The organism is Jiangella alba (genome assembly GCF_900106035.1).
GTDB classification, from domain to species: domain Bacteria; phylum Actinomycetota; class Actinomycetes; order Jiangellales; family Jiangellaceae; genus Jiangella; species Jiangella alba.
On record NZ_FNUC01000004.1, the window covers coordinates 1302309 to 1322434 of the forward strand.

16 protein-coding genes and 1 pseudogene are annotated in these 20126 nt (G+C 73.8%); 13 read left to right on the plus strand and 4 right to left on the minus strand.

Features of this window, described 5'->3' with window-relative positions:
* Nucleotides 1–3: 3 nt before the first annotated feature.
* Nucleotides 4–1161 carry a sensor histidine kinase gene (locus tag BLV02_RS23880; RefSeq protein ID WP_069109298.1) on the minus strand — a complete coding sequence of 386 codons (1158 nt, stop codon included), beginning with the start codon at nucleotides 1159–1161 and terminating at the stop codon, nucleotides 4–6.
* A 124-nt stretch (nucleotides 1162–1285) separates the two neighbouring features.
* Here BLV02_RS23880 and BLV02_RS23885 point away from each other — a divergent pair, with 124 nt between their 5' ends.
* The 10 genes and pseudogenes from BLV02_RS23885 (at nucleotide 1286) to BLV02_RS23930 (ending at nucleotide 12545) form a co-directional block, all read left to right on the plus strand.
* Nucleotides 1286–1486, plus strand: a complete 201-nt coding sequence (locus BLV02_RS23885; protein ID WP_069109297.1) for a hypothetical protein — start codon at nucleotides 1286–1288, stop codon at nucleotides 1484–1486.
* Between the two features lie 43 nt (nucleotides 1487–1529).
* On the plus strand, nucleotides 1530–2927 hold the full coding sequence (locus BLV02_RS23890; protein ID WP_069109296.1) for a 3' terminal RNA ribose 2'-O-methyltransferase Hen1: 1398 nt from the start codon (nucleotides 1530–1532) through the stop codon (nucleotides 2925–2927).
* Nucleotides 2924–5472: pseudogene (locus tag BLV02_RS38365) on the plus strand (polynucleotide kinase-phosphatase). Before BLV02_RS23890 ends, BLV02_RS38365 begins: the two are co-directional and overlap by 4 nt.
* A 56-nt stretch (nucleotides 5473–5528) precedes the next feature.
* A complete protein-coding gene (locus tag BLV02_RS23900; protein WP_069109295.1) occupies nucleotides 5529–5990 on the plus strand; it encodes a MarR family winged helix-turn-helix transcriptional regulator in 462 nt (153 codons plus the stop codon).
* Nucleotides 5987–6421, plus strand: a complete 435-nt coding sequence (locus BLV02_RS23905; RefSeq protein ID WP_069109294.1) for a MarR family winged helix-turn-helix transcriptional regulator — start codon at nucleotides 5987–5989, stop codon at nucleotides 6419–6421. The genes BLV02_RS23900 and BLV02_RS23905 overlap by 4 nt, the downstream gene beginning before the upstream one ends.
* A gap of 690 nt (nucleotides 6422–7111) precedes the next feature.
* Nucleotides 7112–8593 carry an MFS transporter gene (locus BLV02_RS23910; RefSeq protein WP_216093974.1) on the plus strand — a complete coding sequence of 494 codons (1482 nt, stop codon included), beginning with the start codon at nucleotides 7112–7114 and terminating at the stop codon, nucleotides 8591–8593.
* The gene (locus tag BLV02_RS23915) at nucleotides 8590–10263 is read left to right on the plus strand and encodes a DUF885 domain-containing protein (protein ID WP_069109292.1); all 1674 of its coding nucleotides are present in this window, start codon (nucleotides 8590–8592) and stop codon (nucleotides 10261–10263) included. Before BLV02_RS23910 ends, BLV02_RS23915 begins: the two co-directional genes overlap by 4 nt.
* 3 nt (nucleotides 10264–10266) lie before the next feature.
* The gene (locus BLV02_RS37280) at nucleotides 10267–11355 is read left to right on the plus strand and encodes a winged helix DNA-binding domain-containing protein (RefSeq protein WP_069109291.1); all 1089 of its coding nucleotides are present in this window, start codon (nucleotides 10267–10269) and stop codon (nucleotides 11353–11355) included.
* Entirely contained in the window at nucleotides 11352–11846 is a 495-nt protein-coding gene (locus tag BLV02_RS23925) for a GNAT family N-acetyltransferase (RefSeq protein ID WP_069109290.1), read from the plus strand. The genes BLV02_RS37280 and BLV02_RS23925 overlap by 4 nt, the downstream gene beginning before the upstream one ends.
* 9 nt (nucleotides 11847–11855) lie before the next feature.
* Nucleotides 11856–12545, plus strand: coding sequence for an HAD family hydrolase (locus BLV02_RS23930; RefSeq protein WP_216093973.1), 690 nt, complete (start codon nucleotides 11856–11858; stop codon nucleotides 12543–12545).
* On the opposite strand, the gene BLV02_RS23935 is transcribed toward BLV02_RS23930, so the two are convergent.
* Complete coding sequence (locus tag BLV02_RS23935; RefSeq protein WP_069109289.1) at nucleotides 12542–14329, minus strand: 2-isopropylmalate synthase; 1788 nt, start codon at nucleotides 14327–14329, stop codon at nucleotides 12542–12544. The two genes, BLV02_RS23930 and BLV02_RS23935, sit on opposite strands and share 4 nt — an antisense overlap.
* 170 nt (nucleotides 14330–14499) lie before the next feature.
* Between BLV02_RS23935 and BLV02_RS23940 the strand changes: the two genes are divergently transcribed.
* From BLV02_RS23940 to BLV02_RS23950, 3 genes are all read left to right on the plus strand, one after another.
* Nucleotides 14500–15171, plus strand: coding sequence for a FadR/GntR family transcriptional regulator (locus BLV02_RS23940; protein WP_069109288.1), 672 nt, complete (start codon nucleotides 14500–14502; stop codon nucleotides 15169–15171).
* A 70-nt stretch (nucleotides 15172–15241) separates the two neighbouring features.
* Nucleotides 15242–16129, plus strand: coding sequence for a serine/threonine dehydratase (locus tag BLV02_RS23945; protein ID WP_342762404.1), 888 nt, complete (start codon nucleotides 15242–15244; stop codon nucleotides 16127–16129).
* A 101-nt stretch (nucleotides 16130–16230) separates the two neighbouring features.
* On the plus strand, nucleotides 16231–16848 hold the full coding sequence (locus BLV02_RS23950; RefSeq protein WP_069109286.1) for a DUF6624 domain-containing protein: 618 nt from the start codon (nucleotides 16231–16233) through the stop codon (nucleotides 16846–16848).
* Here BLV02_RS23950 and BLV02_RS23955 read toward each other — a convergent pair.
* Together BLV02_RS23955 and BLV02_RS23960 are read right to left on the minus strand one after the other, a co-directional pair.
* On the minus strand, nucleotides 16839–18770 hold the full coding sequence (locus BLV02_RS23955) for a beta-propeller domain-containing protein (RefSeq protein ID WP_171906634.1): 1932 nt from the start codon (nucleotides 18768–18770) through the stop codon (nucleotides 16839–16841). The genes BLV02_RS23950 and BLV02_RS23955 overlap by 10 nt on opposite strands.
* Before the next feature lie 84 nt (nucleotides 18771–18854).
* Entirely contained in the window at nucleotides 18855–20102 is a 1248-nt protein-coding gene (locus BLV02_RS23960; protein WP_069109284.1) for a D-arabinono-1,4-lactone oxidase, read from the minus strand.
* Between the last annotated feature and the right edge of the window lie 24 nt (nucleotides 20103–20126).

Genomic DNA, 20126 nt, shown 5'->3' on the forward strand with positions numbered 1-20126 from the left:
GCCCTAATACAAGCGCAGGGAGGCCGTGACGCGAAAGCCCACGCCGCCGGGGCCCGGCCCCGTGTCGAGCGTCCCGCCCGCCGCGGCGACCCGTTCGCGCATGCCGATCAGGCCGTGCCCGCCGCCGTTGGACGACGGCCTGCCGGGCCCGCTCGCCGGGCCGCCGCCGTCGTCGGCCACCTCGATGCGCAGCAGGTCGTCGGCCCAGGTCAGCCGCACGTCGACGCGCCCGGCGGCGGCGTGTTTGACGGTGTTCGTCAGCGACTCCTGGACGATGCGGTACGCCGTCGTCGCGACGTCGGCGGGGACCGGACGCGGCGCGCCGTCCTCGCTGAGCGTCGCCGTCAGCCCCGCGTCGCCGACCCGCTGGACCAGTCCGGGGAGCGCGTCGAGGCCGGGCTGGGGCGCGCGCTCGCCGCCGTCGTCGGTCGCGCGCAGCACGCCGAGCACCCGGCGCAGCTGGGCGAGCGCGTCGCGGGCGGTGTCGGAGATGGTATCGAACATCTGCTCCGCGCGGTCGGGGTCGTGCCGGACGGCGATCGGCCCGGCCTCGGCCTGCACCACGACCAGGCCCATCGAGTGGGCGAGGATGTCGTGCACCTCGCGGGCGATGCGCTCGCGTTCGCGGGTGGCGGCGGTCTCGTGCTCCTGGGTCAGGCGCAGCGCGCGCTCCTCGAGCATCGCGATGCGGTCGCGGCGGGCCCGGGCCGCGGTGCCCAGCGCGTACGCGACGGCGAACATGATGCCGATCATGCCGAGATTCAGCGCCTCGTCGTGCGGGATGACGATCGAGACGGTGATGCCGACGGCCGTCGCCACGACCGCGATCAGCCGCTTCAGCGGCGGCGACAGCGCGGCGAACGTGTAGGTGGCGACCAGCTGCGCCGCCGGCACGTCGGACAGCACGTCCGCGCTGGCCAGCACGGTCGTCGACAGGCCGGTGATGGCGGCGACGGCGAACGGGTACTGGCGGCGCCACAGCAGCGGCAGCGCGTTGACCGACGCCGCCAGCGGCACCCACCAGGCCAGCTTGTCGGCCACCCCGGCGTTGAAGATGACGTAGAGCGCGCAGGCGGCCGCGATGGTGGCGTCGACGGCGACCGGCGGCAGGCCGCGCGCCCACGCCGCCAGTCGCTCGCCGTACTCGTTGAGTCGCGCCACCTGCCCAGTATCGGCGCCGGCCACCGGCGGCGTCCTCACTCCCAGGAGCGAGAATCCGTCGCCGAGCCACCTCTGGACGGAAGTCTTCGCTCCGCGATCTGCACGCCGGGCACACCCGGACCGGGTGACGCTTCTGGTCGGCAGCGAGTTCTCCCACACCGCTCCCGGCATCGTCCTCGGACCTCGGTCGTTCCCCGGCTACCTCGGTGAACTCATCGAGCACTACGACGCGGAGGGCGAGCACGGCTGCTTCGTGTTCACCTTCGCCGTGCCCGATGTCCCGCATCACGACGATCCTCGTCTCGACCTCGACAAGGCCGGGTGAAAATCACCTCGTCGCGGAGTATCCCGGCGGCGACAATGGTCCGGTGCTGCTGACCCTGACCTCGACCGCCGCCCACGCCAGCGACCTCGGCTACCTGCTGCACAAACATCCCGAGCGGGTCCAGCGCTTCGAGCTGAGCGTCGGCGTCGCGCACGTCTTCTACCCGGAGGCGACCGACGAGCGGTGCACGGTGGCGCTGCTGCTCGAGGTCGACCCGATCGGGCTGGTGCGCGGACGGCGGTTCGGCGGCGACGCGCTGAGCCTCGCGCAGTACGTCAACGACCGGCCGTACGCGGCGTCGTCGATGCTGTCGGTGGCGCTGGGCCGGGTGTTCGGGTCGGCGCTGAAGGGCCGCTGCGACGCACGGCCTGAGCTGGTCGGCGTGCCGCTGCCGCTCGAGGTGCACGTCCCGGCGCTGCCGTCGCGAGGCGGAGCCGACGTCGTCGCCGGGCTGTTCGAGCCGCTCGGCTGGACGGTCGACGCGCAGGTGCGGCCGCTGGACCCGGAGCTGCCCGCGTGGGGCGACTCCCGCTACGCCGACGTGACGTTGCGCGGCACCCTGCCGCTGGACCAGGCGCTGTCGCACCTCTACGTGCTGCTGCCGGTGCTCGACGGCGCGAAGCACTACTGGGTGAGCAGCGACGAGGTCGACAAACTGATCCGCACCGGCGGCTCCTGGCTGGCGCAGCACCCGCGGCGCGACTCCATCGTCACGCGCTACCTCGCGCACAAGCGCGGCTTCGTCGCCGACGCGCTGGCCCGTCTCACCGAGCTGGACGACTCCGCGCCGGAGGAGGTCGCCGAGGAGTTCGATCCGCCGGCGGCGGTCTCGTTGGCGACGCTGCGCAGGACGGCCGTCGTCGAGCAGTTGCGAACGGCCGGCGCGCACCGCGTCGTCGACCTCGGCTGCGGTGAGGGCGCGCTGCTGCGCGAGCTGCTGGCCGACCTGTCGTTCACGGAGATCGTCGGCGCCGACGTCGCGCCGCGGGTGCTGGAGAAGGCGGCCGACCGGCTCCGGCTCGACCGCATGGGCGATCGCCAGCGAGCCCGCATCACGCTGCTGCAGTCGTCGGTCACCTACCGCGACGACCGCCTGGCCGGCTTCGACGCCGTCGTGCTCATGGAGGTGGTCGAGCACGTCGACCCGGACCGCCTGCCCGACCTCGAGCGGACGGTGTTCGGGCACGCGCGGCCGCGCGCGGTCGTCGTCACCACCCCGAACTCCGAGTACAACGTGCTGTTCCCGGGGATGGACGCGGGCGCGCTGCGGCACCAGGACCACCGGTTCGAGTGGACCCGGGCCGAGTTCGCCGACTGGGCGTCGCGGGTCGCGGCCGTGCACGGGTACACCGTCGCGTTCGCGCCCGTCGGCGAGGCCGATCCCGACGCCGGCCCGCCGACCCAGCTGGCCGTCTTCACCCGGACGGAGGCACCGGCATGAGCACGTCCATCGCCATCCCGCAGCTGTCACTCGTCGCGCTGGTCGGCGTGTCCGGGTCCGGCAAGTCGACCTTCGCCGCCCAGCACTTCGGCCGGTTCGAGGTGGTGTCCAGCGACTTCTGCCGCGGCCTCGTCGCCGACGACGAGAACGACCAGACCGTCAGCGGCGACGCGTTCGACGTCCTGTACTACATCGCCGGGAAGCGGCTGGCCGGCGGCCGGCTCACCGTCGTCGACGCCACCAACGTGCAGCGCGACGCCCGGCGCAAGATCGTCGACCTCGCCAAGGCGCACGACGTGCTGCCGGTCGCGATCGTCCTCGACCTCCCCGAGAGCGTGTGCGTCGAGCGCAACCGCGAGCGCCCCGACCGCGACTTCGGGCCGCACGTCGTCCGGCGCCAGCGCGACCAGCTGCGCCGGTCGCTGCGCGGACTGGCGAAAGAGGGCTTCCGGCAGGTGCACGTCCTGCGCTCGATCGACGAGATCGAGTCGGTGACGATCACGCGGGAGCGGCTGTACAACGACCGCCGCGACGAGCACGGCCCGTTCGACGTCATCGGCGACGTGCACGGCTGCCGGGCCGAGTTGGAGGCGCTGCTCGACCGCCTCGGCTACGCCCTGGTGCGCGACGACGCCGGCCGCGCCGTCGACGCCGTCCACCCCGAGGGACGGCGGGTGGTCTTCCTCGGCGACCTCGTCGACCGCGGCCCCGACAGCCCGGGCGTCCTGCGGCTGGCCATGGGCATGACGGCGGCCGGGCACGCGCTCGCCGTCCCCGGCAACCACGAGCACAAGCTGATCCGCGCCCTCGACGGCAAGCAGGTGAAGGTCGGGCACGGACTGGCCGAGACGCTGGCCCAGTTGAAGGCCGAGCCGCCGGAGTTCACCGTCGCGGTGCGCGAGTGGTGCCGCGGCCTGGTCTCGCACCTCGTCCTCGACGACGCGAAGCTCGTGGTCGCGCACGCGGGACTCAAGGAGGCCTACCACGGACGCGCGTCCGGGCGGGTCCGCTCGTTCGCGCTCTACGGCGACACCACCGGCGAGACCGACGAGTTCGGCCTGCCGGTCCGCTACCCGTGGGCGAACGAGTACCGCGGCCGCGCGATGGTGCTGTACGGGCACACGCCGACGCCGGAGCCCGAGTGGGTCAACAACACGATGTGCCTCGACACCGGCTGCGTGTTCGGCGGGCACCTCACCGCGCTGCGCTACCCGAGCGCGAGGTCGTGCAGGTGCCGGCCGAGCGGGTCTGGTACGAGCCGGTCAAGCCGCTGGCGGCGCCGTCGCCGTCGCCCGGCCGTGGCGGCGACGAGCTCGACCTCACCGACGTGCTCGGCAAGCGCGTCGTCGAGACCGCGCACCACGGCCGGGTCTCGGTGCGGGCCGAGAACGCGGCCGGCGCGCTGGAGGTCATGAGCCGGTTCGCGCTGCATCCGCGCTGGCTGCCGTACCTGCCGCCGACCATGGCGCCGGTCGCCACGTCGCCGCTGCCGGACGTCCTGGAGCACCCGGCCGAGGCGTTCGCGGCGTTCGCCGCCGACGGCGTCGACCAGGTGGTGTGCGAGGAGAAGCACATGGGTTCGCGCGCCGTCGTGCTGGTCTGCCGCGACCAGGCGGCGGCCACGCGCCGGTTCGGCGCGCCGGCCGGCGAGACGGGCGCGGTGTACACGCGGACGGGGCGGTCGTTCTTCTCCTCGTCTCTGACGGCGATCCTGCTGGACCGGGTGCGTGCGGCCGTCGACGGCGCCGGGCTGTGGGACGAGCTCGGGACCGACTGGCTGCTGCTCGACGCCGAACTGCTGCCGTGGTCGGCGAAGGCCGAGGCGTTGCTGCGCGGCCAGTACGCCTCCGTCGGCGCGGCGGCGCGGTCGGCGCTGCCCGCGGCGGCGTCGGCCTTGTCGCTCGCGGCGTCGCGCGGTCTCGACGTCGGGGCCCTGCTCACGCGGATGACGGCGCGCTCGGCGAACGCGGCGGCCTTCACCGACGCGTACCGGCGCTACGTCTGGCCGGTCGACGGGCTCGACGGCGTGCAGCTGGCGCCGTTCCAGCTGCTCGCGTCGGAGGGTGCGACCTGGCACGACCGGCCGCACCTGTGGCACCTGGGGCTGGCCGACCGCCTGGTCGCCGCCGACCCCGTCCTGTTCCGGCCCACCCGGCGCCTGGAGGTCGCCCCGTCCGCGCCGTCGTCCGTCGCGGCCGGGGTCGACTGGTGGTCGGCGCTCACCGACGGCGGCGGCGAAGGGATGGTCGTCAAGCCGGCCGCCAACCTCACCCGCGGCGCGAAGGGGCTGGTGCAGCCGGGGCTCAAGGTGCGCGGGCGCGAGTACCTGCGCCTCATCTACGGGCCCGACTACACGCTGCCGGTGCACCTGGAGCGGCTGAAGGACCGCGGGCTCGGGCACAAGCGGTCACTGGCGCTGCGGGAGTACGCGCTCGGGCTGGAGTCGCTGGAGCGGCTGGCCCGGTCCGAGCCGCTGTGGCGGGTGCACGAGCCGGTGTTCGCCGTGCTGGCGCTGGAATCGGAGCCGGTCGACCCGCGACTGTAGAGCGCCCGAATAAAAGGTTGCCGTGGACATAGTGTCCACGTACAGTTTTTCGGGTGATGAAGAAGGACCCGACCGCCGGCTACCTCGTCTGGCGGCTCGCGACCAAGTGGGGCGCGCTGCTCGACCGCACGCTCGCTCCGTTCGGGCTCACCCAGGCGCAGTTCTCCGTGCTCGCCACCCTCTACGGCGTCACGCGGGCCGGCGGGAAGCCGAGCCAGCGGGAACTGTCCGACCACACCGGGCTCGACCCCGTCTTCGTCTCCAAGCTGGTCCGCACGCTCGAGGGCAACGAGCTGCTGCTCCGCACCGCCGACCCGGCCGACTCCCGCGCCGTCCGGCTCGCCCTCACCGATCATGGCGCCGAAGTCATCGAAGCCGCCGGCGCCCGCGTCATGACGCTGCAGAACCAGCTCGCCGAGCCGCTCGGCGGGCGCGACAGCGAACGGACCCGCGAGTTCGTCGCCACCCTCACGACGTTGCTCGACGCACCGCCGCCCGACCTCGGGAGGACCCCGTGATCATCACCCCGCTCGTCGGCGTCGACATCGGCGCCGCGGCCAAGGCCATCCACTCCCTCCTCGGCGTCGTCCTCGACACCAAGGGCGTCACGCTCGCCGAGTGGGTCGCGCTGCGCACCCTGGGCACCGCGCCGGACCGGGTGTCGCAGCCGTCCCTGCGCGACGGCCTCGTCCTGGCGCTCGACATCGACCCTGTCGAGGCCACGGCGGTGCTCTGCTCGCTGGAGGAGCGCGGGCTGCTGGCGTACGACCGCTTCGAGCAGATCGGCCTGACGGCCGACGGCCGCGCCCAGTACGACGACTTGTACGCGAGCGTGGTCGGGGTGACGGCGCAGGTGTACGCGGGCATCGACACCGCCGAACTGGCGACGACGCGGCGGGTGCTCGCCACGGTGGCCGCTCGGGCGACGGAGCTGCGGGCCGAGTTCTAGTCGCGCCGGGCACCCGTTCGTTGGTTCGTACCGTCGCGCCTGCCCCCTGCTGCTTCCAGTGTCGGGGGCGCGGGCGGCCGCCTCAAGCGGACCTCTTGTGTTGGCGCTTCGCGCGGCAGGAGACCGCTTGACCCGGCCGCCCGCGCCCCCGTTCAAGCAGCGTCAGGGGGCCGGCCGAACAATGGGCCCGGCTCTCCTGCTCGCTGTGCTCCTGGTCCGCTGGCCGCTCACGGGCCGCTTCGGGTGTGGCGACCGGCTCCGCTGGGGGTTGCGCTTCGCTGGCCGCTGCTGCTCCAAGATCATCCAGGTTCTGGGGCGTGATAGCACCCCAAAGCCTGGACGATCATGGTCAGCAACTGGCCAAGACCTGGCGAGGTGGGGTGGGACCGAAGCGGCGTCGCGTGGGGGTAGGTATGACCCGCCCCTCTAGGGAGGGTGCCCACCCTACGGGCGGGCACCGACAACGTCGCGCCGCACGCCGCACGCCCGCCCGCGCCACTACGCCCGCGTCGCTACGCACCCACGCTCGCGCCACCACGCACGCCCGCGCCACCACGCACGCCCGCGCCACCACGCACGCCCGCGCCACCCGCAGGTCGCATGCTCCCGGGCCCTTCGTCAGCGCCCGCGACGGCCAGTCGTGGACGCCGACTTGACCTCAACAATTCTTGAGGTTGTCTGCTGTGGTCCGTGACTACTACGCAAACCTCTCGCCGGGCGTGGGCCGGGCTGGCCGTGCTGTGCGTCGTCGCGGTGCTGGCGTCGCTGGAGTTGACCGTCACCCATCTCGCGCTGCCGGCCATCGACGCCGACTTGCGGCCGTCTGGGACGCAGCTGCTGTGGATCGTCGACGTGTATGCGTTCCTGCTGGCCGGGTCGATGCTGGCGCTCGGCGCGGCCGGGGACCGGATCGGCCGGCGGCGGCTGCTGATGATCGGCGCCGCCGCGTACGGGGTGCTGTCGGTGCTCGCCGCGTGGGCGCCCACCGCCGAGACGCTGATCGCGGCGCGGGCGCTGCTCGGCGTGGCCGGGGCGACGCTGATGCCGTCGACGCTGTCGTTGACGGCGACGATGTTCCGGGACGCGCGGCAGCGGGCGGTCGCCGTGGGCGTCGTGATCGCCAGCGTCTCCGGCGGCACCGCGATCGGGCCGCTGGTCGGGGGCGCGATGCTGGAGCGGTTCTGGTGGGGCTCGGTGTTCCTGCTCGGCGTGCCGGTGATGGTGCTGATCCTTGCGCTCGGCCCGATTCTGCTGCCCGCGGGCGAGACGACGACCACGACGCGCATCGACGTCGTCAGCGTGGGGTTGTCGATGGGTGCGGTGCTGCCGCTGGTGTGGGGGCTGAAGGAGATCGCGGCGGGCGGCGCGGGCTGGGCGGCCGTCACGGGGGTCGTCGGCGGGGCGGTCGTGGGCGTGCTGTTCGTCGGCCGGCAGCGGGTGCTCGCGGACCCGATGGTCGACGTGCGGTTGTTCCGCGACCCGGCGTTCTCGGTGGCGGTCGCGACGCTGGCGGCCGGCATCTTCGTGCTCTGGGGCGCCAACTACTACCTGGCGCAGTACCTGCAACTCGTCCGTGGCTTGTCACCCTTACTTGCTGGGCTGTGTACGGCGCCGTCGGCGGCCGGGGTGATCGTGGGGTCGCTGCTGGCACCGCGGCTGGCCCGCCGGGTCCGTCCGAGCGTGGTGATCGGCGTGGGCCTGACGGTGTCGGCGGCGGGCTTCGTGCTGCTCACCCAGTTGACCGCGACCTCGGGCCTGGGCCTGCTGGTCGCCGGATCGGTGACGGTGTCGGCGGGCCTCGGCCCGATGATGGCGCTGGCCACCGACCAGGTCGTCGGCGCGGCGCCGCCGGAGCGGGCCGGGGCCGCGGCGGCGCTGTCGTCGATGGCTCCGCAGCTGGGCGGCGCGCTCGGCATCGCCGTCCTGGGCAGCGTGGTGGCGGCGGTGTTCCGCGGCGCCGGCACAGGCGCGGACACGCTGGGCGCTGCGCTCGCGGCGGCGGAGGACGGTACCGGGCTCGCTGCCGCGCGCGAGGCCTTCACCGACGGGATCGTGCTGGCGGCGACGGTGAGCGCGGCACTCGCCGCGGCGCTGGCGATATCCGTTGTCGCGCTGTCGGCCCGCCGGGATAGCGTCATCCCCACGAGCCGACCCCGTGGGAGTGCCGCATGACCATCGCCCAGCTCGCCGACGAACTCATCGACGCTGTCTTCGACGCGAACCCGCTGGAGGCCTCGCTGCTGGGCTTCCGCGACCGCGAAGACCAGCTCACCGACTACACCGAGGCCGGCGAGGCGGCGGCCGACGCCCGGCTGGCCGACATCGCGGCGCGCACCGAGGCCGTCGACCCGGCCGGGCTCGACGACGCCGAGCGCATCACGCGGGCGGTCATCCTGCAGCAGATCGAGACCGAGCGCGACCGCCTCGCCGTGCGCGCCGTCGAGTACACCGTCACCGACTCCTTCTTCGCGCCCGCGCCGGCCACGCTGTCCTTCCTGCCGATGACCGGCATCACCGAGCCCGCCCACGCCGACGGCTACCTCGCCCGGCTGGCCGCGCTGCCGGCCATGCTCGACGCCATCGCCGAGCGGCACCGCGCGGGCATCGCCGCCGGCCGGCTGCCCGTGCGGCGGCTGGCCGAGGCCACGGTCGAGCACTTCACCCGCTACCTCGCCAACCCCGGCGACGATCCACTCCGCCGGCCCGAGCCGGCCGCCGGCAGCGGCGCCGACGCCGCGGCGTTCCGGGCCGAGCGCGACCGCCTGCTCGCCGAGGTCGTCCACCCCGCCGTCGGCCGCTACCGCGACGCCGTCGCCGCCGACGTCGTCCCGCACGGCCGCCCCGACGACCACGGCGGGCTGTGCTGGCTGCCGGGCGGCGACGAGTTCTACGCCAAGCTCACCAAGGGCCACACCACCACCACGCGCACGCCCGACGAACTGCACCAGACCGGCCTCGACGTGCTGGCCGGTCTCACCGAGGAGTACGCGGCCGTCGGCGGCCGGGTCTTCGGCACGGGCGAGCTGGGCGAGATCCTGCAGCGGCTGCGCACCGACCCGGCCATGCGCTGGCGCGACGGCGACGAGCTGCTGCGGGCCGCGCGCTCGGCCATCAAGCGGGCCGAGCAGGTCGCGCCGCAGTGGTTCGGCCGGCTGCCGTCGCAGAGCTGCGTCGTCGAGGCGGTGCCCGCGGCCGAGGCCCCGGGCGCGCCCGGCGCCTACTACATGCAGCCGGCCATGGACGGCAGCCGCCCGGGCACCTACTTCGCCAACACCTACGAGGCCGAGAAGCGCGACCGGTACGCCGCCGAATCCGTCGCGTTCCACGAGGGCGTGCCCGGCCACCACTTCCAGCTCACCATCGCCCAGGAGCTGACCGACCTCCCGCTGCTGCGCCGGCTGGCCAACGTCACCGCGTTCGACGAGGGCTGGGGCCTGTACGCCGAGCGGCTGGCCGACGAGATGGGCCTGTACTCCGACGACACCGCGATCCTGGGCATGCTCAGCGAAGACTCCATGCGGGCCTGCCGGCTGGTCGTCGACACCGGGCTGCACGCCAAGGGCTGGAGCCGGCAGCAGGCGGTCGACTTCATGGTCGCCCACTCCGCCACCAGCCGGCTCGAGATCGAGACCGAGGTCGACCGCTACATCTCCGCGCCCGGCCAGGCGCTCGCGTACATGGTCGGCCGGCTCGAGATCCAGCGCATCCGCGCCGAGGCCGCGGCCGCCGTCGGCGACGGCTTCGACCTACGCGGCTTCCACGACGTCGTGCTGGGCAACGGCCCGCTGCCGATGGGCGTCCTCGACGAGGTCGTCCGCCGCTGGGCCGCACGGCAGGGCTGAGCGGTGGACGACGCCGAGCTGGTCCGCCGCCGGCTGCGCACCGTCGGCCTCGGCGGCCCGCTCGACGCGTCCACGCCGGCCGAGGTGGTCGGCTGGTTCGGCGCGGTGCAGTCGCAGGACTACCACCCGGCGAAGTGGGGTGTGGCGCAGCGCCTCGGCGGCGCGGTCACCGACCCCGACCTCGACCGCGCCTTCGCCGGCGGCGAGCTGCTGCGCACCCACGTCCTGCGGCCGACCTGGCACTTCGTCACGCCCGCCGACATCCGCTGGCTGCTGGCGCTGACCGCGCCGCGCGTGCACGCCTTGAACGCGTACTACTACCGGCAGTGCGAGCTCGACGACGCGCTGCTGCGGCGGACGGCCGGGCTCGTCGCCGACGCCGTCGCGGGCGGAAACCACCTGACCCGCGCCGAGGTGGCGGCCGTGCTCGAGCGGCACGGCATCGTCGCCACGGGCATCCGGCTCGGCTACATCCTCGGCTTCGCCGAGCTGGAGCAGGTCGTGTGCAGCGGCCCGCTGCGCGGCAAGCAGCACACCTACGCGCTGCTCGACGAGCGGGCGCCGGCGGCCGCCCCACTCGACCGCGACGACGCGCTGGCCCGGCTGGTCCGGCGGTTCTTCACCAGCCACGGCCCGGCCACGGCGAAGGACCTGTCATGGTGGTCCAGCCTCACGCTCGCCGACCTCGCCACCGGCCTGGCCGCGGCGGGCGACGCGCTCGAGAGCATCGACGTCGACGGCGTCACCTACTGGTCCGCGGCCGGCGCCGCCGACACCGTCGTCGACGAGACCGCCGTCCACCTGCTGCAGGCCTACGACGAGTATCTGGTCGGCTACACCGAGAGCAAGCGGCTGCTCGACCTCGCCGACGTCACCGCGGGCGCCCGGCTCGACGTCGCCAACGGGGTGCTGTTGCTCGGCACCCAGGTGGCCGGACGATGGCGGCGGACGCTGAAGGCGCGCGAGGTGGTCCTCGACATCGGGCTGTACGAGCCGCTGCGCGCGGCCGCGACGCCCGGGCTGCAGGCCGCCGCCGACGGCTACGGCGCGTTCGTCGGGCGGCCCGCGACGGTCGTGGCGAGCCGGCTGTGAGCCGCATCGTCACCAGCCGGTTCGAGCTGGTCCCGCTCACCGTCGACGACGCCGACGACATGGTCGAGGTGCTGAGCGACCCCGCGCTGTACACCTTCATCGGCGGTGCGCCGCCGACGCTGACGTGGCTGCGCGAGCGCTATGCCCGCCTCGTCGCCGGTCGGTCGCCTGACGGACGGCAGCAGTGGCACAACTGGATCGTGCGCCGCACGCCCGACGCCCGCGCCGTCGGCACCGTCCAGGCGACCGTCACCGACGAAGGCCGGCAGGCGGAGATCGCCTGGATCGTCGGCGCCGCCTTCCAGGGGCAGGGCTACGCCACCGCGGCCGCCGTCGCGCTGGTCGAGTGGCTCGACGCGCGCGGCGTCCAGACCGTCACCGCGCACGTGCACCCCGAGCACCAGGCGTCCATGGCGGTCGCCCGGTCGGCCGGGCTGCGCGCGACCGACCGCTACGAGGACGGCGAACGGGTCTGGATCCGGTCCACGTAGGGTGGAGGCGTGGCTCAGCTCGCGGCGGTGGTGTTCGATCTCGACGACACGCTCTTCGATCACTCCGGATCCGCGGCCCGCGGCTTCGGCGCCTGGTTGTCGTCCATCCACGGTCCCGCGACACCCGAGCTGACCGCCGCCTGGTTCGAGCTGCAGGACCGCCACTTCAACGCCTGGCGCGACGGCCATGTCAGCATGGCCGAGCAGCGGCGCCGGCGCATCGGCGAGCTGCTCGAGCTGATCGGCCGCCCGCCGGTCGACCAGCCCGGCCTCGACGCGCTGTGGCGCGACTACTTCGCCTCCTACCGCGCCGGCTGGCAGCGCTTCGACGACGCCGAAGTGGCGCTGGAGCTGGTGGCGGCGGCCGGGCTGCGCACCGCGATCCTCACCAACGGGCCCGAGGACATGCAGCACGACAAGGTCGAGGTCATCGGGCTGGCCAGCCGGGTCGGGCCGGTGCTCACCGCCGAGGCACTGGGCAGCGCGAAGCCCGACCCGCGCGCCTACGCCGCCCTGTGCGCCGAGCTCGGCCTCGACCCCGCCACCATCCTCTACGTCGGCGACGACCACCACCTCGACGTCGTCGCCGCTCGCGCCGCCGGCCTGCGCGCCGTCCACCTCGACCGCCGCGGCACCGGCCCGGCCGGCGAGCCGCACAGCATCGCGACGCTGCACGAGCTCGCCGGGCATCTCGCCTAGGACGTGAGCGCCGGTTCCCGTTCGGCCAGGTCGGCCGCGGCTATAACGGCGGCCAGGCTCGCGGCGAGCACCGATCCCGCTCGGCCGGCCGCCCAGCCGACGCCACCGGCGTGGCGGTACTCGACGACGGTGAGCGCGTCGCTGTCGCTGCCCGGCCCGATGCTGCTCTGATGCAGGTCGAGCACCTCGATGCCGGCGCCGAGTGCGGTCAGCGCCGCGGTCAGCGCCTCGACCGGGCCGACGCCGTCGTGGCTGCTGACGTGCTCCTCGCCGCGTGCACGGAGCACGATCCGGGTGCGACCACGGCCCTCGGACTCGGACGTCTCGTAGCCGGCCAGCTCGATGGTCGCGTCGCCGGCTGTCACGCAGTAGCTGTCCTGGAAGATCGCCCAGATCTCTGCGGCGGTGATCTCGTCGCCGGAGTCGTCGGTGTGCTGCTGCACCCGTCCGGCGAGATCGATCTGCAGGCGCCGGGGCAGCTCGACCTCGTAGGCGCTCTCCAGCAGGTAGGCGATGCCGCCCTTGCCCGACTGGGAGTTCACCCGGATCACGGCGTCGTAGCTGCGCCCGAGGTCGGCCGGGTCGATCGGCAGGTAGGGCACCCGCCAGGCGATGTCGCGCTCGGGCCGCGACTCGGTGGCGGCTCGGGCCCGATGCTCGGCGAGGCCCTTCCTGATCGCGTCCTGGTGGGTGCCGCTGAACGCCGTGTGCACGAGGTCGCCGACGTACGGGTGACGCGGATGCACGTCGATGCGGTTGCAGTACTCGACCGTGCGGCGGATCTCGTCGATGTCGGAGAAGTCGATCATCGGGTCGACGCCCTGGGCGTGCAGGTTGAGCGCGAGGGTGGCGATGTCGACGTTCCCGGTGCGCTCACCGTTGCCGAAGAGGCAGCCCTCGACACGTTCGGCTCCGGCGAGCACCGCCAGCTCGGCGCAGGCGACGCCGGTGCCGCGGTCGTTGTGCGGGTGGACGGAGAGGATCACGCTGTCGCGGCGCGCGAGGTTCTTGTGCATGTACTCGATCTGGTCGGCGTACACGTTCGGCGTGGCGACCTCGACGGTGGCGGGCAGGTTCAGGATGACCGGACGCTCCGGGCTCGCCTGCCACAACGCGGTCATGGCGTCGCAGACCTCGAGCGCGTAGTCGGGCTCGGTCAGGTTGAACACCTCGGGCGAGAACTCGAACCGCACGTTCGGCAAGTCGCCCGCGAACTCCAGCACGTCGCGGCCGCCGTCGAGGATCAGCCGCGTCAGCTCGTCGCGTCCGCGCCCGAGCACGACGTCACGCCAGACCGGTGCGGTGGCGGTGTACAGGTGGATGACCACCTCGTTGCGGATGCCCTGGATCGAGGCGACGGTACGCTCGATGAGGTCACGGCGCGCCGGGGTGAACACGACGATCGTGACGTCGTCAGGGGCGAGGTCTGTCTCGGCGATCAGGCGCACGAAGTCGTGGTCGGTTCGCGAGGCGGACGGGTAGCCGACCTCGATCTCCTTGTAACCCATCGCCACCATCAGCTCGAAGAAGCGGCGTTTGCGGGCGGGGTCCATCGGCTCGGCCAGCGCCTGGTTGCCGTCGCGCAGGTCGACCGGGACCCACAGCGGCGCGGCCGTCAGCCGTCGCGTCGGCCAGTCGCGCTCGGCGAGCGGTACCTCGACCCGCGCGTACACGTCGGCGTAGCGGTGCGAGGGGAGCTGCGAGTGACGTTGCCGATTCCAGGGCGCGGCCCCGTCCGGCACCGGGCCGGCGGGCGTGGAGATGCGGGGGAACGTGACGGTCATCGGGAAGGTCCTTCGGGTGCACTTCGGGCGACCGGCACAGGCATCGGCTCCACGTCGGGGGAGCCGGTCTGGCTAGCCCCCGCCGTGGCGACGAAGAAGAAGGACCTCGCGGGCGAACACGGGTAGAATCTACCACGACTCCTCAGACAAGTAGATGGGTACTGACACGCATGGCACAGGTGAGACGGTCGCCGCTCGCGGATCAGGCCGCTGAGCTGCTGCTCGCGCGCGTCAGGTCGGGCGAGTGGGCGCTCGGCGCGAAACTGCCGGGTGAGACGACGCTCGCGCCGCAGCTCGGCGTCGGCCGGTCCACCGTCCGCGAGGCGATCCGCCAGCTCGCCGGGCGCGGCGTGCTCGCCTCACGGCAGGGCGCCGGGGTGTTCGTCACGGCGCTCGACGTGCCCGACGACTGGGACGTCGTGCTGCGCCGGGCGGACATCGTGTCGGTGATCGAGGCGCGCATCGCCGTCGAGACCGAGGCCGCGGCGCTGGCCGCCGAACGGCGCACGCCGACGGACCTGCGGGCCGTCCGCCGTGCACTCGCCGACCGAGATCAGCGACGCGGCGCGAGCACGGCGGACCTCGTCGACGCCGACACGGCGTTCCATCGCGCCATCGTCGTCGCCGCGCACAACCCGATTCTCATCGAGCTCTTCGACGGCTTCACCCCGCGGCTGCGCCAGGCCATGATCGAGCTGCTCCGGCTCCGCGACGACCACGGCGACGACGCCGATCAGGACGCGCACGCCGACCTGGTGGACGCCATCGCCGGCCGCGACGCCGGTGCGGCGCGGGCACGCAGCCGCGCCCACCTCCAGGCGCTCGAGGCCGCACTCGCCTGAGCCGGTCGCCCGCTGGTTGGCGTCCGCGGCCGGAAGGGCACAAGGTGGGACGGTGACGACGTCGACGAACCTGCCCGGGCCGGCCGCGGTGGCCGCCGCCGCGGCGACCATCGCCCAGTACATCCGGCACACCCCGCTGCTGCGCGCCGAGGTCGACGGCCGGCCGGTGCTGCTGAAACTCGAGCACCTGCAGCGCAGCGGCTCGTTCAAACTGCGCGGCGCGCTGACGGCGCTGCTCGGCGGCGACCGGCCGCAGCACGTCGTCACGGCGTCGGGCGGCAACCACGGGCTCGGCGTCGCGACGGCGGCAGGGCTGCTCGGCCTGCCCGCGACGGTGTACGTGCCGGAGACGGTGCCCGAGACGAAGGCACGCCGCATCGAGGCGGCCGGCGCCCGGCTGGTCCGGCACGGCGGCACCTACGCCGAGGCGGCCGCGGCGGCCACGGACGCGGCGGCCGAGCCCGGCGCGCGGTACCTCCCCGCCTACGACCACCCCGACGTCATCGCCGGCCAGGGGACGGTCGCGGCCGAGGTGGTGGCGGAGGCGCCGGACGTCGACGCGATCGCCGTCGCGGTGGGCGGGGGCGGGCTGGCGGCCGGCACGGCGCTGGCCGCGGGCGGCCGCGTCACCGTCGCCGTCGAGCCGGAGCACTGCTGCGCCCTGCACCAGGCGCTGGCCGCGGGCGAGCCGGTCGACGCGGAGGTCGACTCCGTCGCGTCGTCCGCGCTGGGCGCGACCCGGGTGGGCGAGCTGCCGTTCGCCGTCCTCACCGCCGCGCCGGTCGCGTCGGTGCTGGTCACCGATGACGAGTTGCTGGCCGCCCGGGAACGGCTGTGGGACGAGTTCCGGCTGCTGGTCGAGCCGGCGGCCGCGGTGCCGTTCGCCGCCTGGCTGGCCGGCCGCGTTCCGGGCGAGCTGGCGTGCCTCGTGCTCTGCGGCGCGAACACCGACCGCTGACCTTTGCAATGAGCACCCATACGCACCGGTGCGCATAGGTGCTCATTGCAAAGGGCGGCCGAACCATTCCCCGCGGCGGCCGGCGTCGCCATACTGTGCGGATGATCCGGACGGCGCTGCTGGCCCTCGTCCTGCTGGTGACGGGGTGCGCGGGCGACGACGACGCGGGCCCGGCGCCCACGCCGTCCCCGGCCGAGCGGGCGCTGGACCAGGAGCTCCAGGCCGAGCTGCTGGAGCTGAAGGCGCAGGACCAGGCCGAGCGGTCGCCCGAGTACATCGGCGAGTGGCACGACCAGGAACGCACCGACCGGCTGGCCGAGATCGTCGACGAGCACGGCTGGCCCGGGTCGGACCTGGTCGGCACCGACGGCGCCAGCGCGGCCTGGGTGATCGCCCAGCACTCCGACCTCGACCCCGAGTTCCAGCAGCGCGCGCTGGAGCTGATGCGACCGGCCGCCGAGGCGGGCCGCGCCGACCTCGGTGAGCTGGCCTACCTGGAGGACCGCGTCGCCCTGAACGCCGGCGGCGAGCAGGTCTACGGCACCCAGATCGCCTGCGTCGACGGCGTGCCGGAACCGGCGCCGCTCGCCGACCCGGAGACGGTCGACGAGCGGCGGGCGGAGGCCGGGCTGGACCCGCTGGACGAGTACCTCGCCACCCTCGACGAGGCCTGCGCGGCCGAGGCCGAGGCGAGCGCCAGCGCCACCCCCTACGGCTGAGCGAACCCGGCCCAGCCGCGCGGCTCCAGGTCGGCCAGCCCGTTGGCCTGCACGCCGTCCTGCCACACGGTGTAGAGGGTGTCGCCGACGATGACGGTGCGGCGCAGCCACGCCCAGCCGTCGCGCGGCGACTCGGTGCGGGTGATCTGCCCCTGCTCGGTGACGGCGTCGCCGTCCAGCCGCACGATCAGGGCGCTGGGCCCCGTCCCTGTCTCCATCGGCACGACGACCTGCCTGGTCTCCGGCCAGAACAGGAACGCCTGCGGGTCCCATTCGGTCTGCGACCACGCGTTCGGGACGACGTGGCCGTCGAGCTTGGCCGGCGCCGTGGGATCGGCGACGTCGAACAGCGAGATCTGCGCGCCGACCGCCATGCCGTTCTCCGTCGTCTCCTGGCCGACGCCGAGGAGCCGGTCGTCGCCGGCGTCGTGCAGGTAGGCGGAGTACCCGGTGATCTTCAGCTCGCCGGTGACGGCCGGTGCCGCCGGGTCGGAGAGATCGAGCACGTAGAGCGGGTCGACCTGGCGGAACGTGACCACGTACCCGGTGTCGCCGAAGTACCTGACGGCGTAGATCTGCTCGCCCTTGCCCAGCCCGCCGACCTGCCCGAGCTGGACCAGCTCGCCGTCGCCCTCCTCGAGCGTGTAGAGCACGCTCTCGCTGGTGTCGGTCGTGCCGTTCCAGCCGTCGATGGTCGTGGCGACGCGCAGGACGCCCTCGTGCTCGGACATCGCGTACCGGCCGAGGATGCGCCCCTCGACCTCGCCGGAGGCCAGGTACCGCGCGGGCACGTTGCCGGTGATGTCGAACGCGTGGATGCCGGTGGTGATGTCGCCGGGCCCGGGCAGCGTGCGGATCGCGTCGCCGGCCGGCGCGAACGGGTCGCCCCACCGCGTCGTCGCGACGTACAGGCGGTCCTGGCTCGCGTAGACGGTGTCGCCGTCGGTCAGCACGCCGACGGAGCCGTCGGTGCCGAGGCCGTCGTCCGGGTCGAAGGTCAGGACGCTGAGCAGGGAGAAGCCGGCGAACTCGTCCGGGCGGCTCACCTGCTCGCAGCTCACCAGCTGGCCGGTCTCGGGCTCGGCGTCGCCGCTGGTGAACGTGTACGACGGCAGCCAGTCGGCGATGGTGGATTCCTCGACGATCGCGCGGTTGCGCTCGGTGAGCTCGTCCTCCGGCAGGTTGACGTCCGCCTCCGTCATCGGGAACTCGAGGGTGGGATAGGAACTGACGACCAGCCGGACGGTGTCGTCGACCATGCGGGCGTCGAGGTAGTCGCCGTCGACCTGCAGCCGCGACTCGACCACCGGCTCGGCGGGGTCGGAGATGTCGATCAGCAGCACCGCGGTCGTGGACGTCATCGGGCCGGGGTAGCTGGACATGGCGTCGTAGGCGATCATCGGGTACTGCCGCACGAGGGCGACGACGCGGTCGCCGGCCAGGAACACCGAGGCGTCGACGTTCTCGGGCGCGATCTCCGGGGCGATCATCCGGCCGGGCGCCGGTTTCGCGGCCGGATCGGTGAGCGCCAGCCGGCCGACCTCCCGCGGCGCGTCGCCGGTGACGTCGATGACGCGCAGGTCGCCGCCGGCCGTGGTGACCAGCAGCCGCCCGTCGGTTTTGGCGACGTCGGGCTCGTCGACGCCGGCCTCCTGCACGTTCGTCGTGGAGTGCGACTGGGCGCCTCCGCTGTCGCCGCGGCCGGCGGACTCCGGCACGGCGAGCGCGGCGGTGTCCTCGGCGCCGCCGTCGGCCGCGTAGGCCTCGGTCACCGCGCCGCCCAGGCCCCACGGGCCGACCCGTTCGCCCGCCTCCGTCTTCAGGTGGTCCAGGACGTCTTCGCACGCGTCGAACGGCGTCAGCCCCATGACGGCGATCGCGCCGTCTTCGTCGTCAGCACCGATCGAGCAACCGGCGAGCATGCCCAAGGAGACAAGGCCGGCAAACCACCGTCTCATGACCGATTCGACGGCGATGGTGCGCGGCCGGTTCCGTGACCGGCGACGTCAACCCAGGTAACGCCCGGTGAAGGCGTTGCCGAAGCAGCCGTCGGGGTCGTGCTCGCCGCGCAGCCGGCGGAAGTCGGCCAGCCGCGGATACCGCTCGCGCACCTGCTCGGGCGCGACGGTGAACAGCTTGCCCCAGTGCGGCCGCGGCTCGTACGGCGCCAGCGCGCGCTCGATGCGCGCGAGCACCGGCGCGACGCCCTCGGGGTCCTTGCGCCAGGTGAAGTGGATGCCCACGACGTCGCGGCCGTAGGACGGGCTGAGCCACAGGTCGTCGGCGGCGACGGTGCGCAGTTCGCAGATCTGCAGCACCGGCGCGATGTGCCCGGCCAGCGCCGCGACGGCGCCGAACGCCGCGACGCCGTGGGCGCGCGGGACCAGGAACTCCGACTGCAGCTCCTCGCCGCTGCTCGGGGTGAACTCGAGCCGGAAGTGCGGCAGCCGGTCGTACCACGGGCCGGGCACGCCGAGCTGCTCGGTGCAGTTGACGGCGGGCATGCCGGGGACCGGGTTGCGCGGGCTGTCGGCCGGCCGGGCGCCCATCCACGCCGGGTCCGGCGTCCAGTCGCCGTCGCCGACGCGGTGCTTGACCCAGCTGCGCGTCGTCCCGGCCCAGTCGGTGAAGACACTGACGCTGTACGCGGCGGCGAAGATCTCGTCGAACCGCTCGCCGACGGTGTCCAGCGCGAGATCGTCGTAGACCACCTGCTGGACCTCGAACGCGGGCACGACGTCCAGCGTCACCGCCACCACGACCCCGAGCGCACCGAGCGCCACCACGGCGCCGTCGAAGTCCGGCTCGCCCCGGCGCAGCGTCACCAGCTCGCCGTCGGCCCGCACCAGGTGCAGCGCCGCGACCGCCGTCGCGAGGTTGCCGTTGCCGTCGCCGGAGCCGTGCGTGGCCGTGGCGACCGCGCCGGCCACCGAGAGGTGCGGCAGCGAGCCGAGGTTGTGCAGCGCCCAGTCCTGCCGGTGCAGCTGCTCGGCGAGGTCGCCGTAGCGCAGCCCGGCCGCGACCGTCACCGTCCGGGCCGCCGCGTCGACGTCGGCCCGCGGTGGCAGCCCGGCGACGGACACCAGCTCACCGGTGGTGTCGGCGACGTCGCTGAACGAGTGCCGGCTGCCCAGCGCCCGGATGCGCGCGGTGCGCGCGACGACGTCCTGCAGCTCCTCGACCGACGATGGCGTGTGGATGCGGGTCGCGCCGTAGGTGAGCTTGCCCGCCCAGTTCGTCCGTTCCGCGCTCACAGCGTGCAGCGTACGGGCCGGGTC